Source organism: Leucobacter sp. L43 (assembly GCF_016597785.1).
Taxonomy (GTDB): Bacteria; Actinomycetota; Actinomycetes; order Actinomycetales; family Microbacteriaceae; genus Leucobacter; species Leucobacter alluvii.
Genome location: NZ_JAENJG010000001.1, coordinates 192,818 through 211,726, shown reverse-complemented (window position 1 = coordinate 211,726; position 18,909 = coordinate 192,818). Strand labels below are relative to the sequence as shown.

Here is an 18,909-nt window from a genome sequence, read left to right as displayed (position 1 = left end):
ACCGCGGGTGACGGAGAGCGATCCGGACCTCGTCCCGGCGCAGGCAACAACACTCACGCCGGAACCGAGAAGGAACCCATGCCGTACCCTCAGCAGCCCACGGGAACCCCGTCCACCGCATCAGCCGCAGACCCGAACGCGGGTGCCGCCTTCGGCGTCGCCGCTTCGCCGCGGCTTCCCGAGATCGAACAACGCGTGCTCGACTTCTGGGCGGCGGACGACACGTTCCGCGCCTCGATTCGTCAGCGAGAGAGCGCACCGGAATGGGTCTTCAACGACGGACCGCCGTTCGCGAACGGCCTGCCTCACTACGGTCACTTGCTGACCGGGTACGCGAAGGACGTCTTCCCGCGATTCCAGACGATGCGCGGCAAGAAGGTGGAGCGACGCTTCGGTTGGGACACGCACGGCCTCCCCGCTGAACTCGAGGCGATGAAGCAGCTCGGCATCACCGAGAAGTCGGAGATCGAGGAGATGGGCGTCGCGGCGTTCAACGGGAAGGCGCGCGCCTCTGTGCTGCAGTACACGCGCGAGTGGGAGGAGTACGTCACGCGTCAGGCCCGGTGGGTGGACTTCGAGAACGGCTACAAGACTCTCGATCTCAGCTACATGGAAAGTGTCATCTGGGCGTTCAAGAAGCTCTACGACGACGGGCTCGCGTACGAAGGCTCGCGCATTCTTCCGTATTGCTGGCGCGATGAGACCCCGCTGTCGAACCACGAGCTGCGCATGGACGACGATGTCTATCAGATGCGCCAGGATCCCTCGGTCACCGTCGCGTTCCCGCTCTCGGGGGACCGCGCGGCACAGCTCGATCTGACCGGCGTTCGCGCCCTCGCCTGGACGACGACTCCATGGACGCTGCCGACGAATGCCGCTCTCGCGGTGGGGCCTGACATCGACTACGCCGTGGTGCCCGCCGGACCCGGCGGCGCCGGCGACGGCGGTGCGGCCGGAACGGCGCAGTACCTGCTCGCGCAGGATCTGGTCGGAGCGCATGCCAAGGACCTGGGATACGCCTCGATCGAGGATGCCGTCTCCGCGGTGTCCCGCACGGTGAGCGGTTCCGACCTTTCGGGTGTGACGTACGCCCCGCTCTTCGACTACTTCGCAGATGCCGAGACCTGGGGCACGGAGAACTGCTGGCAGATCCTCGTCGATGACTACGTCTCGACCACCGACGGCACCGGCATCGTGCACCAGTCGCCAGCGTACGGCGAGGACGACTACCGGATCACGACGGCGGCGGGAATGCCGACGATCGTCAGCGTCGATGCCGGGGGCCGCTTCATCAGCGCGGTGACCGACGTCGCCGGTGAGCTCTGGATGGACGCGAACCGCCCATTGATCCGCCTGGTGCGCGAGCGCGGGCGGCTGCTCCGCGAGCAGAGCTACGAGCACTCGTACCCGCACTGCTGGCGCTGCCGCAACCCGCTCATCTACAAGGCGGTGTCCAGCTGGTTCGTGCGCGTCACCGACATCAAGGAACGCATGCTCGAGACGAACGAGCAGATCACCTGGGTGCCCGAGAACGTCAAGCACGGTCAGTTCGGGAAATGGCTCGAGGGGGCGCGCGACTGGTCGATCAGTCGCAACCGCTACTGGGGCAGCCCCATTCCGGTGTGGAAGAGCGATGACCCGGAGTACCCGAGGGTCGACGTGTACGGCTCCGTCGCAGAACTCGAAGCCGACTTCGGAGCATTGCCCCGCAACGAATCCGGCGACATCGACCTGCACCGCCCCTACATCGACGGACTCACGCGCCCCAATCCCGACGATCCGACCGGGCGCTCCACCATGCGCCGGATCGAGGACGTGCTCGACGTGTGGTTCGACTCCGGATCGATGCCGTTCGCCCAAGCCCACTACCCGTTCGAGAACCAGGAGTGGTTCGAGACCCATCAGCCCGCGGACTTCATCGTCGAGTACATCGGCCAGACGCGGGGATGGTTCTACGTCCAGCATGTGCTCGCGACCGCGCTGTTCGACCGCCCGGCGTTCACGAACGTGATCAGCCACGGCATCGTGCTCGGCTCCGACGGCAACAAGATGTCGAAGTCGCTCCGCAACTATCCCGACGTGAACGAAGTCTTCGATCGCGACGGGTCGGACGCGATGCGCTGGTTCCTCATGGCTTCGCCCGTCGTGCGCGGCGGCAACCTCGTCGTGACTGAGGAGGGAATCCGGGAGGGCGTTCGACAGTTCATCCTGCCCCTCTGGAACACGTGGTACTTCTTCTCGCTCTACGCGAACGCCGACGGCGTCACGGCCGAGCGCCGCACCGACTCCGTCGATCCGCTCGACCGCTACATCCTCGCCAAGACCGGACGGCTCGTACGAGATGTCGAGGCCCATCTCGACGCGCTCGACACCACCTCCGCCGCCGACGCCCTGCGAGGGTTCGCAGAGGTGCTCACGAACTGGTACGTGCGCCGCTCGCGCGATCGCTTCTGGGCGGGGACCGGCGGGGATCAGGGCGCGGGCGAGAATCGCCAGGCCTTCGACACGCTGTTCACCGTGCTCGAAACCGTCGCGCGCGTCGCGGCTCCTCTCGCGCCCCTCGTCACCGAAGAACTGTGGCGCGGGCTCACCGGCGGCCGATCGGTGCACCTCGCGGACTGGCCCGAGGCGGCCGAGTTCCCCGCGGATGACACCCTGGTGCAGGCGATGGACGAAGTGCGACAGATCACCTCCCAGACCCTCGCTCTGCGCAAGAGCCGCGGCCTTCGCGTCCGCCTCCCGCTCGCCGAGCTGACGGTCGTGGTCGAGCACCCGGACGCCGTTGCCCCGTTTGCGGACATTCTCCGGGAAGAGCTGAACGTCAAATCGGTCACGCTCGTCGAGCAGACGGAGACGAGCGCGCAGGAGCACGGCATCGTGCAGACGCTCGCCGTCAACGCACGCGCCGCTGGGCCCCGTCTCGGCAAGCAGGTGCAGCAGGCGATCAAGGCGGCGAAGTCGGGCGATTGGAGCGAGGACGGCGGAGTCGTCATCGCGGGCGGTATCGCCCTCGAACCGCACGAGTACGAGCTCACGCTTCGAGCGGGAGACGACGCCGAGGGCGGTCCGGCGCTCACCCTGCTGCCAGGGGGCGGTTTTGCGCTGCTCGACACGACGCTGACCCCCGAACTCGAGACTGAGGGCATCGCTCGTGACGCGATCCGTGCGGTGCAGGAGGCGCGGAAGAACGCCGGGCTCGAGGTCAGCGATCGGATCGTGCTGGCGTTGAACGCAGAGCCCGAGCACGCCGCCGCACTGCAGATGCACTCCTCGCTCATCGCCGCCGAAACGCTGGCTGAAGGGTTCGCCGTGCAGGAGGCCATCGGCATCGATGCGATCGCCGACGATATCTCCTCGCCAGGCAACGGCGTTCACGTGTCGGCAGCGCGGGCGATCGGCGCCGAGAAGGCGGCGATCGTCATCACCATCGATGCCACGGAAGCGGCATCGCAGCAGGCGGGAGTCGTGGCATGACCGGCGCGGAACGCGTCTACGCCGCTCTGCTCGAGCGCGTCGGAGAGGCGCAGCCGCGACCGCGCATCGACCCGGTGCGGCGGCTCGCCGAACTCGCGGGGTCGCCGCAGCTCTCGTTCCCCGTCATCCAGGTCGCGGGAACGAACGGGAAGACCTCGACCAGCCGCGCCATCGCGTCGTTGATGCGGGCGCACGGTCTGCGGACGGGGCTCTTCACCAGTCCGCATCTCGTCGATTTCACCGAGCGGTTCCAGCTCGACGGCGAGTCCGTCGACGGCGATGTGCTCGCCGCGGCATGGGATGAATTGCAGGTGCCGCTCGAAGTCGTCGATGCAGAACTCGCCGAGGCCGGCCACGGTCGGATCACGTTCTTCGAGGCCCTCGCTGTGCTCGCCTTCGCCGTCTTCGCCGACGCGCCGGTCGACGTGGCGGTCGTCGAGGTCGGCATGGGCGGCGAGTGGGATGCGACGAACATCGTGGATGCTCGCGTCGCCGTGTTCACCCCGATCGACCTCGACCACACGAGCATTCTGGGATCCGACGTCGCGACGATCGCACGCACCAAGGCGGGCATCATCAAGAGCGGATCCGTGGTCGTGTCAGCGGCGCAGGAACCCGACGCGCTCGCCGAGCTCGCAGAAGCGGCGGAGCGGCACGATGCGGCGCTTGCGGCGCTGGGGCGCGACTTCGCGCTCGTCGACGATCGTCTCGCGGTCGGCGGCCGGCAGATCGATGTCGTCGGTCTCAGCGGCCAGTCGTACGATCCGATCTTCGTACCGTTGTTCGGTCACCACCAGGCGGAGAATGCAGCACTTGCGATCGCAGCGGCCGAGGCGTTCTTCGGCGCGAGTCGCCCGCTGCCGGAAGAAGTGCTCGACGACGGCTTCGGATCGCTGACCTCGCCCGGACGTCTGCAGCTCATCGGCACCGACCCCGTCGTCTATGTGGATGCGGCGCACAACCCCCACGGTGCTGCGGCGCTCGTCTCGGCGGTGTCTGAGTCCTTCACCTTCGCAGAGCTCGCCCTGGTCGTCGGCGTCCTCGAGGAGAAGGACGTCTCCGGCCTGATGGCGACGCTCGCGCCCATCGCGCATCGCGTGACCGTCGCACCCGTCGACTCGCCGCGGAGCATCCCGGCTGGTGATCTCCAGCAGATCGCCGAGGACGAGATCCCCGGCACCCCGATCGAGATCGCCGAGTCGCTCCCCGAGGCGCTCGAAGAAGCACGAGGATGGGCGATGCGCGCCGAGGGACGGGCAGTACTCGTCGTCGGTTCAGTGCTCCTCGCGGGCGAGGCCATCGAGTTCGCCCGCTCCGAGGGCTGGGGCGCAGCGTGAACGGCGCTGAGGCATCACGCCGGCCGGATGACGACGGCGAGCCGGAACTCGTCCTCTCTCCTTCGGAGACCGTCGCGCACAACTCCGCGATGCGCATCGCCGGGGCACGGCGCGGACCCACATCGACGCAGAAGGCCCTCGCCTCGATCGTTTTGGGCTTCGAACTCTTCATCGTGGCGCTCTTCGGCCTGACGATCTTCGGGCTGAGCGCGCTCGAACCGCGGGAGCTGGGGCTCGTCCTCGGCGGTGGACTCGGAGTCGCGATCCTGATCGCCCTCGTCGGTATGCGGCGCGGCCGTTTCGGCATCCTGGTCGGATGGGTCGTGCACGTCTTGATGCTGCTCACCGCGATCATCCTGCCGATGTCGCTCATCGTGAGCGTGCTGTTCACCGCCCTCTGGGTCTACTGCATGGTGCGCGGCGCGCGCATCGACCGCGACCGCGCGGCCTGGGTGGCGGCACAGGGCGGCGCCGCCTGATTCGATACACTCTCAGATCGGAGCGCATCTGCGCGGCCACTTGCGAGTTTTCCCGCCCCCGACCCATGAGGAGTACGTATGTCGGTTGAAGAAACACTGATCCTGGTGAAGCCCGACGGTGTCGCTCGCGGCCTCACCGGCGAGATCATCCGGCGCATCGAGGCGAAGGGCTATCGCCTCGCGGATCTCCGTCTCGTCGCCCCCGATCGCGAACTGCTCGCCGCGCACTACGCGGAGCACGAGGGCAAGCCGTTCTACGAGCCGTTGCTCGAATTCATGGCCTCGGGCCCGGCCGTCGCGATTCGTGCGCAGGGCGAGCGAGTCATCGAGGGCTTCCGGTCGCTCGCCGGCACGACCGATCCGACGACCGCGGCTCCGGGAACGATCCGCGGCGACCTCGGCCGCGACTGGGGCCTGAAGGTGCAGCAGAACCTCGTGCACGGCTCCGATTCGCCGGAGTCGGCCTCGCGCGAGCTCGCGCTCTGGTTCGCCTGAGGTCAGGCACGAGATTGCCGGTGCGCGGTCGCGGGGGAGTTCACTCCGCGGCCGCGTCGCCGTGTGCGGAGATCCTCTGCGCAGGACGCGTCCCGGCCGCGCACGAAGCGATCCAGCGCGTCCGTGGCTCGCGGTAGCGTACGCTCATGCTTTCAATCTCAGCTGGAGAGGCGCGGCGCATAGCGCTCGCCGCGCAAGGCTTCGCGAATACCGCGCGCATCGGCAAACGCCGCCCGTTCGACGCCGCCCTCGAGCGCTTGCACGTGCTGCAGATCGATTCGGTCAATGTCTTCGCACGGAGCCACTATCTTCCGGTGTTCTCCCGTCATGGGAGCTACGACGCCACGGCGCTCGATCGGCATCTGTGGCAGAGCGGCCGGTTCACCGAGTACTGGGCCCACGAGGCGGCGTTCATTCCCGTGCAGGATCGGCCGCTCTTCGGCTGGCGCATGGCCGAGCGCAGAGCTCGCGACGAGCGGACGGGCAGAGCGGCAGAGCTCGCGCCCGCGCTCGACCGGGTGCGGGCCCGGCTGAAGAGCGATGGCCCCTCGTTCGTACGCGACCTCGAGGACGGTCCGCGCGCGAATCGCGGGCCGTGGTGGGACTGGAGCGAAACGAAACGCGCCGTCGAAACGCTCTTCGCCTGGGGCGAGGTGGCTTCTGCGGGCCGTGAGGGCTTCCAGCGCCGGTATGCGCTCGCCGATCACGTGCTCCCGGAGCAGCATCTCGGCAGCGCTCCAGTTGGAGACGCTCAACGCGAGCTCATCTCTCGCGCTGCCCGCTCCCTCGGCATCGGCACGCTGGCCGACTTCGCGGACTATCACCGGCTCCGGCTGGGGCCGGCGAGAGCGGCCGTCGCAGACCTCGTCGAGGCGGGCGAACTGCTCCCGGTCCAGGTCGAGGGGTGGACCTCCGCTGCCGGCGAGTTCTCCGAGGCGTGGGTGCACCGCGACGCCAGCGTGCCCTCGCGGCTCGCCCCCGATGCGCTGCTCACGCCGTTCGATCCCATGGTCTGGTACCGGCCCCGCGCGGAGCGGATGTTCGGTTTCCACTACCGCATCGAGATCTACACCCCCAAAGAGCAGCGGCAGTTCGGGTACTACTGCCTTCCGCTCATGGTGGGCGGGCGCATGGCCGGGCGCCTCGATCTGAAGGCGGACCGCGCGGGCGGCGCGCTGCTCGTGCAGGCCGCGTGGCGGGAATCGCGCGCGCCAGTTCGAACGGGCAGCGCGGCACGCGCGCTGCTCGCCCGGGCGGCGGCATGGCAGGGCCTTGCCGAGGTGCGCTGGTCCGGCGCGGGCAATCTGGAGCTGCCTCTGCGGTTCGAAGCAGCCGAGTGATCAGGGCGCGTCATCGATGACCGGCAGGATCTCTGTGAAGACGTGGGCCGGGAGATCCGGGTCCTCGCCGGTGCCGTTGATCAGCAGGGCGACCGTTCTCCCCGAATCGGGATCGTGCATCACGAGACCCTGGAATCCGAGACCGTTGCCCGTGTGCCCGACCCAGCCGTCGATCTCGCCGATGGCGAAGCCGTACGCATCGTACTCCGGACTGCGCGCGTCATCGTCCGTCGCGCCGAAGGAGTCGAGCCTCCACTGCTGCGTGTCGGCAGCGAGCTCGGCGCCCGTGCCCAGCGCACGGCCCCAGACGGCCAGATCCCCGACGTCTCCGGCCAGTGCGCCGGCGGCCCCGAACCAGCCGGGAGCGACCCACGGGAGTTCCTCCACGACGGCGCCGTCGGCGAGTTGGTACCCGGCCGCATCGCGATCGCTGTCGCTGAGACCATCGGTGACGGAATCGAGATCGAGGGCGGCGAGCAGGCGGTCGTCGACCTCGTCGTACCATGGTCGTCCCGTCGCAGACGTGATGACCTCGCCGAGCAGCAGCGTATTCGTGTTCGAGTACTCGTACGCAGCGCCTGGGGCGAATTCGGGAGAATCCGGGAACGCGAGATCCAGGAGCTCGGTCACAGCGGGCTCTCGCGCCGGATCGACGACGAGAAGGTCGGTGAGTCGAGGGGAGCCCGAGTAGTTCGCGACCCCGCTGCGCATCGTTCCGAGCTGCTCGATCGTGATCTCATCGCCGTTCGGCACGCCGTCCACGTACAGACTCACCGGGTCGGAGAGCGAGAGGACGCCCTCGTCGGCGAGCTGGAGGACGACCGTCCCCACGAACGACTTCGTCATGCTGCGATACGCGAACGGTGTCTGCAGTGTGACGTCGCGACCCTCCGCTGCTCTGCCGAAGGCGTACTCGAACGCATTGCCGCCGTCGGAGCCCGTTACGACGATCGCACCCCCAGGAACACCACTCCCGGCGAGTGCCGCATCGACGGCTGACGCGAACGTCTCGGCATCACCGGAGGCATGCGGGGCATCCTCGCCGTGCTTCGCGTCAGCAGCGAGCGGCGCGCAGCCCGCCACCAGGAATCCGCTCAGCAGAACTGCGCTCAGGCCCCACCTCGCGCGCGTACTCATGCGGCAAGTGAAACACACGAGAGATGGTCGCACCAGAGCGGACGCGCAACCCTCTCGACGCGGAATCATGAATGTCGGTGGTCCCGAGTACTCTCGAAGACATGGAACCCACCCGTAGCGTCCGCCCATTCGAAGTGGTCAGCGACTATGAGCCGAGCGGTGATCAGCCCGGCGCGATCGAAGATCTGACGCGTCGCATCAACGCCGGCGAGACCGATGTGGTCCTGCTCGGCGCGACGGGCACCGGTAAGTCCGCGACGACGGCCTGGTTGATCGAAGCGGTGCAGCGCCCGACGCTCGTGCTCGCGCACAACAAGACCCTCGCCGCCCAGTTGGCCAGCGAGCTTCGAGAGCTCTTTCCGCACAACGCCGTCGAGTACTTCGTCAGTTATTACGACTATTACCAGCCTGAGGCCTACGTGCCGCAGACCGATACGTTCATCGAAAAAGACTCCTCGGTGAACGCAGAGGTCGAGCGGCTCCGTCACTCGACGACGAATGCCCTGCTCAGCAGGCGCGACACCATCGTCGTGTCGACCGTCTCATGCATCTACGGCTTGGGCAAGCCTGAGGAATACTACGAGGCGATGGTGCCGCTCGCGGTGGGCGATCGGCTCGACCGCGATGTGCTCCTGCGCCGATTCGTCGACATGCAGTACCAGCGCAACGACATCGAGTTCGTGCGCGGCAACTTCCGTGTCCGGGGCGACACGGTCGAGATCATCCCGATGTACGAAGAGCTCGCGGTGCGCATCGAGTTCTTCGGCGATGAGATCGAGGCACTGTACTACCTGCACCCGCTGACAGGCGAGGTGATCAAGCAGGTGGAGACGATCTCCGTGTTCCCCGGGTCGCACTACGTTGCCAGTCGCGACGTGATGAACCGGGCGATGGGCCAGATCACGAACGAACTCGAGAGTCGTACGCGCGAACTCAAACAGCAGAACAAGCTCGTGGAGGAGCAGCGACTGCGCATGCGCACGACCTTCGACCTCGAGATGATGGAGCAGATCGGTTTCTGCTCCGGCATTGAGAATTACTCGATGCACATGGACGGACGGCGACCGGGCGAGGCGCCGCACTGCCTGCTCGACTACTTTCCCGACGACTTCCTCGTCGTCATCGACGAGTCCCACGTGACCGTGCCGCAGATCGGAGCGATGTTCGAGGGCGACGCGTCACGAAAGCGCACCCTCGTCGACCATGGGTTCCGGTTGCCCAGCGCACTCGACAACCGGCCGCTGAAGTTCAGCGAGTTCAAGGAACGGGTCGGTCAGACCGTCTACCTCTCAGCGACCCCGGGAAAGTACGAGCTGGAGCGCGCAGACGGCGTCGTCGAGCAGATCATCCGCCCGACCGGACTCATCGATCCCGAGATCGTGATCAAACCGAGCGAAGGTCAGATCGACGATCTGCTCGAAGAGGTGCGCGTGCGCGCCGAGCGCGATGAGCGAGTGCTCGTCACAACGCTCACGAAGAAGATGGCCGAGCAGCTGACGACCTTCATGGAAGAGGCCGGTGTCAGGGTTCGCTACCTGCACTCGGATGTCGATACGCTGCGACGCGTCGAGCTCCTGACGGAGCTGCGCGCGGGCGTGTACGACGTGCTCATCGGCATCAACCTTCTTCGAGAGGGGCTCGACTTGCCCGAGGTGTCGCTCGTATCGATCCTCGACGCCGACAAAGAGGGGTTCCTGCGATCGAGTACCTCGCTCATTCAGACGATCGGCCGCGCCGCGCGCAACGTCTCGGGCCAGGTGCACATGTACGCAGACACGATTACGCGCTCGATGCGCGAGGCCATCGATGAGACGAACCGTCGTCGCGAGATTCAGGTCGCCTACAACACCGAACGCGGCCTCGACCCGCAACCGCTGCGCAAGAAGATCGGCGACATCACAGCGATGCTCAATCGCGAAGCGGCCGACACCGAAGACATCCTCTCGCGTTCCGGTGCACACGCGCAGCGAAAGAGTCCATCGCCGCAGCGCGGCAAGAGCAAGTCGGCAGCGCGCGCCGGAGCGATCGCGGGCGAGGGCGCTGCGAAGCTCGAAGAGCTCATCAGCGACCTCACCGACCAGATGCTGGCCGCGGCCGAGGAGCTGAAGTTCGAGCTCGCCGCGCGACTGCGCGACGAGCTCTCGGAGATCAAGCGCGAACTCCGCAGCATGGACCAAGCGGGACACCTGTAACGTCGATGTACTCGGAATGGGCGGTTCAGGGGCTCGGCGTCGTATGGCGGGTCGAGCCGCCGACGCCGCACGAGCACTCGGAGCCGGCGTCCACGATCGTTCCCGCTGACGGCTGCGCCGACTTCGTGCTGCGGGGAGATGCACTCCTCATCGCCGGCCCTTCGACGACCTGGCTGCGGAGCCCCGTCGAACTGGCGGGTCCAACTGTGGGCATGCGCTTCGCCCCCGGGACCGCCGCGACGGCGTTTCAACGCCCGCTCCGAGCACTCCGCGACGAGCTGGTGCTCGCGGAGGACGCCGTCGAACGTGCGGCAGCCCATCGCACTGCCGGAGTGCTGCGCGCACTCGCAGCTGGCACAGTGTCGGCCGCTCGGCACCTGATGCACGACCGCACCTACATCGAGACCCTGATGACCTCGATCGACACCGAGGGCGACGCCGGCGGCTCGCCGCCCCTCTGGACGCGCACCGTGATTCGCGCAGCCGATCGGGAGGAGGCGTTCGGCCCCCTCGCCCGTCGGCTCGGACGATCGGAACGACAGCTGCACCGGAGCATGATCAGCGAGTTCGGATACGGGTACGCGGCGCTGCGCCGCGTACGTCGAGGACAACGCGCCCGCGCCCGGTTGCAGGCCGGCGATACGCTCGCCGAAGTCGCGGTTGAGGCGGGCTACAGCGATCAAGCCCACTTCACGAGGGAGTTCTCACGACTGACCGGCGAGTCGCCCTCCCGATACGCACGCTCGATTCAGGCTGTCGCGGAGTCGTCTGCCGGGGCCGTCGGGAGCGGTGCGTAGATGTCGACGGAGTTGCCGTCGGGATCCCGCACGGTGGCGTACCGCTGCCCCCACGGTGCGTCCCACGGCTCCGTGTCCGCCGCAGCGGGGTGCCGCTCGACGATCTCGGCGTAGGCGGAGTCCACCTCGGCCGGTGACGCCGCACTGCACGCAAAGGCGATGCGGTTCTCGCCCTCCGGGAGCTCGAACCCGGGGGAGAAGCTCTCGATCGTCGCCACCGGGTCCCACGCGAGCTTCATGCCGCCGGGCAGCTGAACCTCCACATGAGGCGCGTCATCCAGCCCTTCTGGAATCGGGACCCCCAGCGAACGATAGAAGTCGAGAGAACGCCCCAGATCCGCGGTGACGATGCCGATGAAATCAAAATTCAGTGTCATGGGCTCAGGTTACGCGGAGGGCGCGATCCCCGTCTTGTATGAATCGGACACGCGGCAAGCCGTCGTGACACCGGGGGAGGCGCCGCGCCACGACGGGGCTTCACACGACCACATAGCCGTACCGCGCTGCGATCCGGTCGATCACGCCGGTGAGTTCGTCTCGATCCAGACGCAGCTGGGCGATCGGATGGCGCGGCAGCGCGTCCTCCGCCGGCGACCAGAGCGCGACGACGCGCGCACTGGGAACGACGGACGACGCGGAGACCACGCCGTCGAGGCTGGGATACCGGGTGCGAATCGCCCGCGCCCAGGCGCGGGACGCCATGCGGTCTCCCGACGAGATCGCCGCGTTGCCGCCCGCCACCGCGACCCAGTCGCTATCGCTCAGGTCGAGGAGGCGCAACGTCCTCGACGTCTCGAAGATGGCGAGTGTGGGTGTTCCGTCGGAGCGGCGCACGATTCGGGTGGACTGAAACACCTCCAGGAGACACGCAGCGAGTGGTGAAGCAGATTCTCGTGCAGCGCCGGGCAGTTCGAGCGCGGCGTAGAGCACGCCGGAATCCGCATACTCAGCAGGCGGCTCGGGATGCGGATCGAAACGTGCATCGACCGGTCCGTACGTGCGGAACTCGTGCCACGCGACCGGATAGCGTCCGCCCGCTGTGAAAATGCGCGCCAGCGCTGTGCCGCTGGGAACCTCTCGCACCCATCCGGGATCCCGCGCGAGGTCGGGGAGTGCGTCCGCTCGGGGCGGCGGCAGGTACTCGCTCACGGGAGCCGATGCAGTGCGTCGTCCACCGCCGTCGCCGCGACCTGAGGATCTCCGCCCTGCGCCAGCCATTCGAAGGGTGCGAGTTCTTCACCATCACTCAGCAGCGCGGGGGCGGGCGAAGTCAATACACGTTCGGCGAACAGCAGAGGGGTGCCGCGCGGGATCACCAGCGCGACCGATGCCCACCCCGGCAGCTCACGATCCTCGGGGAACTGGAAGCGGGGGAGATGCCACCCGTCGCTGCGTCGCTGCGCGAGGAGGGTGCCAGCAGCGCAGCGTTGACGCACCCGAGCCGGAGTGACGCCGAGCATGTCCGCAGCCTCCGCCACGGTCGCGCTCCGAGCGGCCAACGACTGGTCTGCCATGAGCCCCTGTGTCGTCGCCTCCAGTGCGTCCGGTCGACGCAACGCATCTTCAGACACCCCGAAACGAGCGAGCGCCGAGACCTCCGTCTCCGTGAGCGCCCGAGTTCCCGCCTGCTGATGCGCGAGCAGCCCCGAGAGAAGCGCTTCCGCTGAATCCATCCGCGATGAATCGAGGTGAGCCACGAGATCGATCAGACGCTTCCGAGTGGGGTCGCCCGCGCGCGACGCCGCGCTGATCGGGGACGGGCTGAGATGCGCGATCGACATGAGTACTCCTTGCATGTGCTTACGACAATAGTAACCGATAATGCCGTCGATCGGTGCGCTCCTGGCGAAAGCATCGTAGGTATGTTCGAATTCGGACGCAGGAGCGGATAGAATGGGTCGGTGACTTCGAAGCACTCAACTCCGATCCGATCCTCCGCAGCCCACGCGCAGATCAGCGTGCAGGGCGCCCGTGTGCATAACCTGCAGAACGTCGATCTTGCCATCCCGCGGGACTCGATGGTGGTCTTCACGGGGTTGTCGGGGAGCGGGAAGTCGAGTCTCGCCTTCGACACGATCTTCGCGGAGGGCCAGCGGAGATACGTGGAATCGCTGAGCGCTTACGCTCGGCAGTTCCTCGGGCAGGTCGACCGACCCGACGTCGATTTCATCGAGGGACTGAGCCCGGCGGTCTCCATCGATCAGAAGTCGACGAACCGCAATCCGCGATCCACGGTCGGCACGATCACCGAGATCTACGACTACATGCGTCTCCTCTGGGCGCGCATCGGCGTCCCGCACTGCGCCGTCTGCGGTGAGCGGATCGAGGCGCAGACGGTCCAGCAGATCGCAGATCGCCTCATGGGACTCGAGGAGCGGACGCGGTACCAGGTGCTCGCGCCGGTCGTCAGCAAGAAGAAGGGAGAGTTCGTCGATCTCTTCCAGGACCTCGCCGCGAGCGGATACTCCCGCGCGATCGTGGACGGCGACGTGATCCAGCTCTCCGACCCGCCGAAGCTCAAGAAGCAGGTCAAGCACGACATCTCGGTCGTGATCGATCGCCTCGTGGCAGGTCCCGATATTCTCGGCCGTCTCACCGACTCGCTCGAGACCGCTCTGCGCCTCGCCGGAGGCATCGTCGCCGTCGACTTCGTCGACCGTGAGGCGAAGGCTGACGATCGCGTGCAGCAGTTCTCGGAGCAGCTCTCATGCCCGAACCAGCACCCGGTGCAGCTCACCGAGATCGAGCCGCGAACGTTCTCATTCAACGCGCCGTTCGGTGCATGCCCGGTCTGCTCGGGGCTGGGCACGAGCATGTCCGTGGACGAGGATCTCGTGCTCGGCGATCCGCAACTCTCCATCTCAGAGGGCGTCATCGTGCCTTGGACGAGCCAGGGGAAGAGCCTTTACCAGTACTACGAGAAGCTCCTGATCGGCCTCTCCGACGATCTGAAGTTCTCGTTGCAGACGCCTTGGTCGGGCCTGAGCGAGGACGTGCAGCAGGCGGTCCTGTACGGCAACGACTTCAAGGTGAACGTGCGGTGGCGCAACCGCTTCGGCCGGGAGGTGAAGTACTCCTCGGGATTCGAAGGTGTCATCCCGTTCATCGAGCGCCAGTACGCGGAGGCTGAATCCGACGCCAAGCGCGATCGCTGGGCGGAGTTCCTCCGTGAGGTTCCGTGTCATGCGTGCCAGGGGCAGCGGCTCAAGCCCGAGGTGCTCGCGGTGACGGTCAATGATCGGTCGATCGCTTCGGTCGGCGAGCTCAGCCTACTCAATGCGAAGACCTTCTTCGACGATGTCGTGCTCACCGAGCGAGAGGCGAAGATCGCGGCGCAGGTGCTCCGCGAGATCCGGCTCCGGTTCGACTTCCTGATCGAGGTCGGCCTCGGCTACCTCACGCTGGCGCGTGCGGCCGGGACGCTGTCCGGCGGCGAGGCGCAGCGCATCCGCCTGGCCACGCAGATCGGGTCAGGACTCACCGGCGTGCTCTACGTGCTCGACGAGCCGAGCATCGGACTGCACCAGCGCGACAATCGGCGCCTGATCGAGACGCTGATGAAGTTGCGCGATCTCGGGAATACGCTCATCGTCGTCGAGCACGACGAGGAGACCATCGAAGCGGCCGACTGGATCGTCGACATCGGCCCAGGGGCGGGCGTCGAGGGCGGGACCGTGGTGCACTCGGGGCACTACGATGAACTGCTGAACAACCGCGACTCCATGACGGGGGACTACCTCGCCGGGCGGCGGAGCATCGAAACCCCGAAGCGTCGTCGCAAGCGAGACCGCAAGCGAGAGCTCAAGGTCGTGGGTGCTCGCTCGAACAACCTCCGGAACGTCGATGCCACATTCCCCCTGGGCGTCATGACCGCCGTGACCGGGGTCTCCGGATCGGGCAAATCGACGCTCGTCAACGACATCCTCTACCGGGTGCTCGCGAACCAGCTGAACGGTGCGCGACTCGTCCCAGGGAAGCACACGCGCGTCACCGGGCTCGAGCACCTCGACAAGGTCGTCCATGTCGATCAAGCGCCCATCGGTCGCACACCGCGATCGAATCCCGCGACGTACACGGGGGTCTTCGACAAGATCCGCAACCTCTTCGCCGAGACCCAGGAGGCGAAGACGCGAGGCTACCTTCCCGGAAGGTTCAGCTTCAACGTGAAGGGCGGCCGGTGCGAGGCGTGCTCCGGCGACGGCACGCTCAAGATCGAGATGAACTTCCTCCCCGACGTGTACGTGGCATGCGAGGTCTGCGGTGGGTCGCGCTACAACCGCGAGACCCTGCAGGTGCGCTACAAGGGCAAGAACATCTCCGAGGTGCTCGAGATGCCGATCGCCGAAGCTGAGCAGTTCTTCGAGCCGATCTCCTCGATTCATCGCTATATGAAGACGCTTGTCGATGTCGGACTGGGCTACGTGCGGCTCGGTCAGAGCGCGACAACACTCTCGGGCGGTGAAGCCCAGCGCGTGAAGCTCGCCACCGAGTTGCAGAAGCGATCGAACGGCCGCAGCATCTACGTGCTCGACGAGCCGACGACGGGTCTCCACTTCGAAGACGTGCGCAAGCTCCTGCTCGTGCTCAACGGTCTCGTCGACAAGGGCAATACGGTGATCACGATCGAGCACAACCTCGACGTCATCAGAAGCGCCGACTGGGTCATCGATCTCGGTCCGGAGGGCGGATCGGGCGGCGGCATGATCATCGCCGAGGGCACACCCGAGCAACTGGTGAACGCATCCGAGAGCCACACCGGTCAGTTCCTGAACGAGGTGCTGAACGGTCGGGCGAAAGCCTCCGCTTGAACGGCACCGATAACCGCGCGTCGTTCCGACCCGCCCAGGGAGAGATCCCGACGTCGCCCGGCGTGTACCGGTTCAGCGACCGGCATGGGCGAGTGCTCTACATCGGCAAGGCGAAGAACCTGCGAGCCCGCCTCGCGAACTACTTCCAGCCGCTGCACTCGCTCATGCCGCGCACGCGCACGATGCTCTCCATCGCCGCCAAGGTGGATTGGACGGTCGTCGCAACCGACACCGAGTCGCTCATCCTCGAGCACACGTGGATCACCGAGTACAAACCGCCGTTCAACGTCCAGTTCAAGGACGACAAGACCTATCCGTACCTCGCGGTGACGTTGCGCGAGGAGGCGCCGCGCCTCGTCATCACCCGGAACGAACGCATCCGCGGAGCGCGCTACTTCGGCCCATACCCGAAGGTGTGGGCGCTGCGCGAGACCACCGCGTTGCTGCAGCAGGCGTTTCCGATCCGCACCTGCAACGACGCCGATTACCAGCGCGCGATGAGCTCCGGCAAGCCCTGCCTCGCCGGGCAGATTGGGCGCTGCAGCGGCCCCTGCTCGCAGAAGCTCACCGTGGAGGAGCACCGCGCACGAGTGGGCGAACTGGTCGCCTTCCTCGGAGGCAGCGACACGAGCCATCTGAAGGCTCTGCAGCGCGCCATGCGCGAGGCCGCGAGCGAGCAGCGGTACGAGGAGGCCGCCCGTCTCCGCGACCAGGCGCAAGCGGTGGAGCACGTCATGGAGAAGAACGCCGTCGTGCTCGGACTCGACGTGAATCTCGACGTGTTCGGGCTCCGATCGGACGAACTCGCCGCCGCTGCGCATCAGTTCATCATCCGCGGCGGGCGCATCCGCGGCGAACGCAGCTGGATCGTCGACGTCGAACTCGACGATTCGCCCGAGACGCTGCTCGAGCAGGTACTGCAATCCGCGTACGAGGGCGATCGCGAGCCGCCGCCGCAGATCCTCGTCCCCCAGCTCCCGGCGAACTCGGCAGCGCTCGAGGAGGCGCTCGGTGTACGCCGACCTCGTCGCGGGCGCGTCACCGTGCGCGTGCCGGAGCGCGGCGACAAGGTGCAGCTGATGGATCGAGCGATGCGCAACGCCGGTGAGCACCTGATCCGGCACAAACTCAAACGAGCTGCAGACCTCACCGCACGCACCGACGCGCTCGCCGAGCTGCAGCGCGCCCTCGACATGGACGAAGCGCCGCTGCGCATCGAGTGCATCGACGTGTCGCATCTTCAGGGCACGGGCGTCGTCGCGTCACTGGTCGTTTTCGAGGACGGGCTGCCGGCGAAAGGCGCCTATCGCAAGTACCGCATCGAGCAGACGACGGACGACACGGATTCCATCTACCAGGTCGTTTCGCGCCGTGCCGCACAGCTGAACGCCGCTCGGGAAGCGGGGGAGCAGCCGAGCGGCATCTACCGCGATCGACCGCAGCTACTGATAGTCGACGGCGGTGAGCCGCAGGTGAAGGCCGCAGCTCGGGCGCTCGCAGAGGCGGGAATCACCGATATCGCCCTGTGCGGGATCGCGAAGCGACTCGAGGAGATCTGGCTGCCAGGCGACCCGTTCCCGGTCATCCTGCCGCGCACCAGCGAGGCGCTCTTCCTGGTGCAGCGCGTCCGTGACGAAGCGCACCGGTTCGCGATCACATTCCAGCGTCAGCGTCGCAGTACTTCGATCTCGAGCCGACTCTCAGAAATCCCCGGGCTCGGCCCCAAACGCGTTCAGGCCCTGCTCAAGTACTTCGGCTCGGTGACACGGCTCCGTGCGGCGTCACTCGCCGAGCTCGCCGCCGCGCCAGGCGTCGGACCGAAACTGGGAGAGCAGATCCTGGCCCATCTGCGATCGGACGCAGGGGCGGGCGCTAAGCTAGAAGCTCACGTGGACGCGAAGCAGGGAGAGGAACTCGGCGCATGAACGACGCGGCATCCCAGCAGGAGATCCTCATCGTCACCGGCATGTCCGGAGCCGGCCGTAGCACGGTCGCCAACACGCTGGAAGACCTCGGTTGGTACGTCGTCGACAATCTCCCGCTCCCGATGTTGAAGACGCTCGCCGACATGGCCGACCGTTCGGGCGGCGCTCTGCCGCGCATCGTGGCGGTCGTCGACGTTCGCGGCCGCGACCTGTTCGCCGACATTCAGGAGACAGTCGACGAGCTTCGCGACAACGCGACGGTGCGCGTCGTCTTCCTCGACGCGACCGACGAGATTCTCGTGCGCCGGTACGAGTCGGTGCGTCGTCCGCACCCGCTGCAGGGCGAAGAGCGCAGTCTGCTCGAGGGCATCCGCCTCGAGCGCGAACGTCTGCAGGAGCTCCGCGCATCGTGCGATGTGGTCATCGACACCTCGCGCTACAACGTTCACGATCTCTCGACCGCAACGCGGGAGCTGTTCTCCGATGACAACACCCCCGGGCTGCAGCTCTCGGTGTCGAGTTTCGGGTTCAAGTACGGCGCGCCGACCGATGTCGACCTGATGGTCGACATGCGCTTTCTCCCGAATCCGTTCTGGGAGCCGGAGCTCCGGGCCCTCACCGGAGTCGATCCCGAGGTCAAAGAATACGTACTCGGCCGCGAGGGTGCCGCCGAGTTCCTCGATAATTATGTCGCTGCGCTCACTCCGGTCCTGGCCGGATTCCAGCGCGAGAACAAACGACATGCATCGCTCGCGGTAGGATGCACCGGCGGCAAGCACCGCTCGGTCGCCACCGCTCGAGAGCTCGCCGACCGACTTGCCGGGCTTCCCGGCGTCAGCGTGAGCCTGCGCCACCGCGACCTCGGTCGCGAGTAGTCGACGTTCCGCACGTCGACCGATTCATTGAAACACCCTCTCCGAAAGGA

14 protein-coding genes are annotated in these 18,909 nt (G+C 66.8%); 10 read left to right on the top strand and 4 right to left on the bottom strand.

What is annotated here, in order from left to right:
* Positions 1-78: 78 nt before the first annotated feature.
* From ileS to JE033_RS00950, 5 genes are all read left to right on the top strand, one after another.
* The gene (gene ileS, locus JE033_RS00970; RefSeq protein WP_200328858.1) at positions 79-3,474 is read left to right on the top strand and encodes an isoleucine--tRNA ligase; all 3,396 of its coding nucleotides are present in this window, start codon (positions 79-81) and stop codon (positions 3,472-3,474) included.
* Entirely contained in the window at positions 3,471-4,811 is a 1,341-nt protein-coding gene (locus tag JE033_RS00965; protein WP_200328856.1) for a folylpolyglutamate synthase/dihydrofolate synthase family protein, read from the top strand. Before ileS ends, JE033_RS00965 begins: the two co-directional genes overlap by 4 nt.
* Positions 4,808-5,290 carry a DUF4233 domain-containing protein gene (locus JE033_RS00960; RefSeq protein WP_336662038.1) on the top strand — a complete coding sequence of 161 codons (483 nt, stop codon included), beginning with the start codon at positions 4,808-4,810 and terminating at the stop codon, positions 5,288-5,290. Before JE033_RS00965 ends, JE033_RS00960 begins: the two co-directional genes overlap by 4 nt.
* 78 nt (positions 5,291-5,368) lie before the next feature.
* On the top strand, positions 5,369-5,785 hold the full coding sequence (ndk, locus tag JE033_RS00955) for a nucleoside-diphosphate kinase (RefSeq protein ID WP_200328852.1): 417 nt from the start codon (positions 5,369-5,371) through the stop codon (positions 5,783-5,785).
* 146 nt (positions 5,786-5,931) lie between these two features.
* Positions 5,932-7,125, top strand: a complete 1,194-nt coding sequence (locus JE033_RS00950; protein ID WP_200328850.1) for a winged helix-turn-helix domain-containing protein — start codon at positions 5,932-5,934, stop codon at positions 7,123-7,125.
* Here the strand turns inward: JE033_RS00950 and JE033_RS00945 are convergent, their stop codons facing one another.
* Complete coding sequence (locus tag JE033_RS00945; protein ID WP_176698324.1) at positions 7,126-8,262, bottom strand: serine hydrolase; 1,137 nt, start codon at positions 8,260-8,262, stop codon at positions 7,126-7,128.
* 101 nt (positions 8,263-8,363) lie between these two features.
* Between JE033_RS00945 and uvrB the strand changes: the two genes are divergently transcribed.
* Together uvrB and JE033_RS00935 are read left to right on the top strand one after the other, a co-directional pair.
* Positions 8,364-10,454, top strand: a complete 2,091-nt coding sequence (uvrB, locus tag JE033_RS00940) for an excinuclease ABC subunit UvrB (RefSeq protein ID WP_200328848.1) — start codon at positions 8,364-8,366, stop codon at positions 10,452-10,454.
* A 5-nt stretch (positions 10,455-10,459) separates the two neighbouring features.
* Positions 10,460-11,251: an AraC family transcriptional regulator gene (locus JE033_RS00935; RefSeq protein ID WP_200328846.1), complete on the top strand. Its 792-nt coding sequence runs from the start codon at positions 10,460-10,462 to the stop codon at positions 11,249-11,251.
* Here JE033_RS00935 and JE033_RS00930 read toward each other — a convergent pair.
* From JE033_RS00930 to JE033_RS00920, 3 genes are all read right to left on the bottom strand, one after another.
* Complete coding sequence (locus JE033_RS00930) at positions 11,203-11,628, bottom strand: VOC family protein (protein WP_200328844.1); 426 nt, start codon at positions 11,626-11,628, stop codon at positions 11,203-11,205. The two genes, JE033_RS00935 and JE033_RS00930, sit on opposite strands and share 49 nt — an antisense overlap.
* A gap of 100 nt (positions 11,629-11,728) precedes the next feature.
* On the bottom strand, positions 11,729-12,400 hold the full coding sequence (locus JE033_RS00925; protein ID WP_200328842.1) for an RES domain-containing protein: 672 nt from the start codon (positions 12,398-12,400) through the stop codon (positions 11,729-11,731).
* Positions 12,397-13,032, bottom strand: coding sequence for a helix-turn-helix domain-containing protein (locus tag JE033_RS00920; protein WP_200328840.1), 636 nt, complete (start codon positions 13,030-13,032; stop codon positions 12,397-12,399). The genes JE033_RS00925 and JE033_RS00920 overlap by 4 nt, the downstream gene beginning before the upstream one ends.
* Positions 13,033-13,152: 120 nt before the next feature.
* On the opposite strand from JE033_RS00920, the gene uvrA reads away from it, so the two are divergent.
* The 3 genes from uvrA to rapZ are packed head-to-tail and all read left to right on the top strand — an operon-like array spanning position 13,153 to position 18,859.
* Positions 13,153-16,059 carry an excinuclease ABC subunit UvrA gene (uvrA, locus tag JE033_RS00915; RefSeq protein ID WP_176698325.1) on the top strand — a complete coding sequence of 969 codons (2,907 nt, stop codon included), beginning with the start codon at positions 13,153-13,155 and terminating at the stop codon, positions 16,057-16,059.
* Entirely contained in the window at positions 16,056-17,984 is a 1,929-nt protein-coding gene (uvrC, locus tag JE033_RS00910) for an excinuclease ABC subunit UvrC (protein WP_200328838.1), read from the top strand. Before uvrA ends, uvrC begins: the two co-directional genes overlap by 4 nt.
* Entirely contained in the window at positions 17,981-18,859 is an 879-nt protein-coding gene (gene rapZ / locus JE033_RS00905) for an RNase adapter RapZ (RefSeq protein ID WP_200328836.1), read from the top strand. The genes uvrC and rapZ overlap by 4 nt, the downstream gene beginning before the upstream one ends.
* The last annotated feature ends 50 nt before the right edge of the window (positions 18,860-18,909 follow it).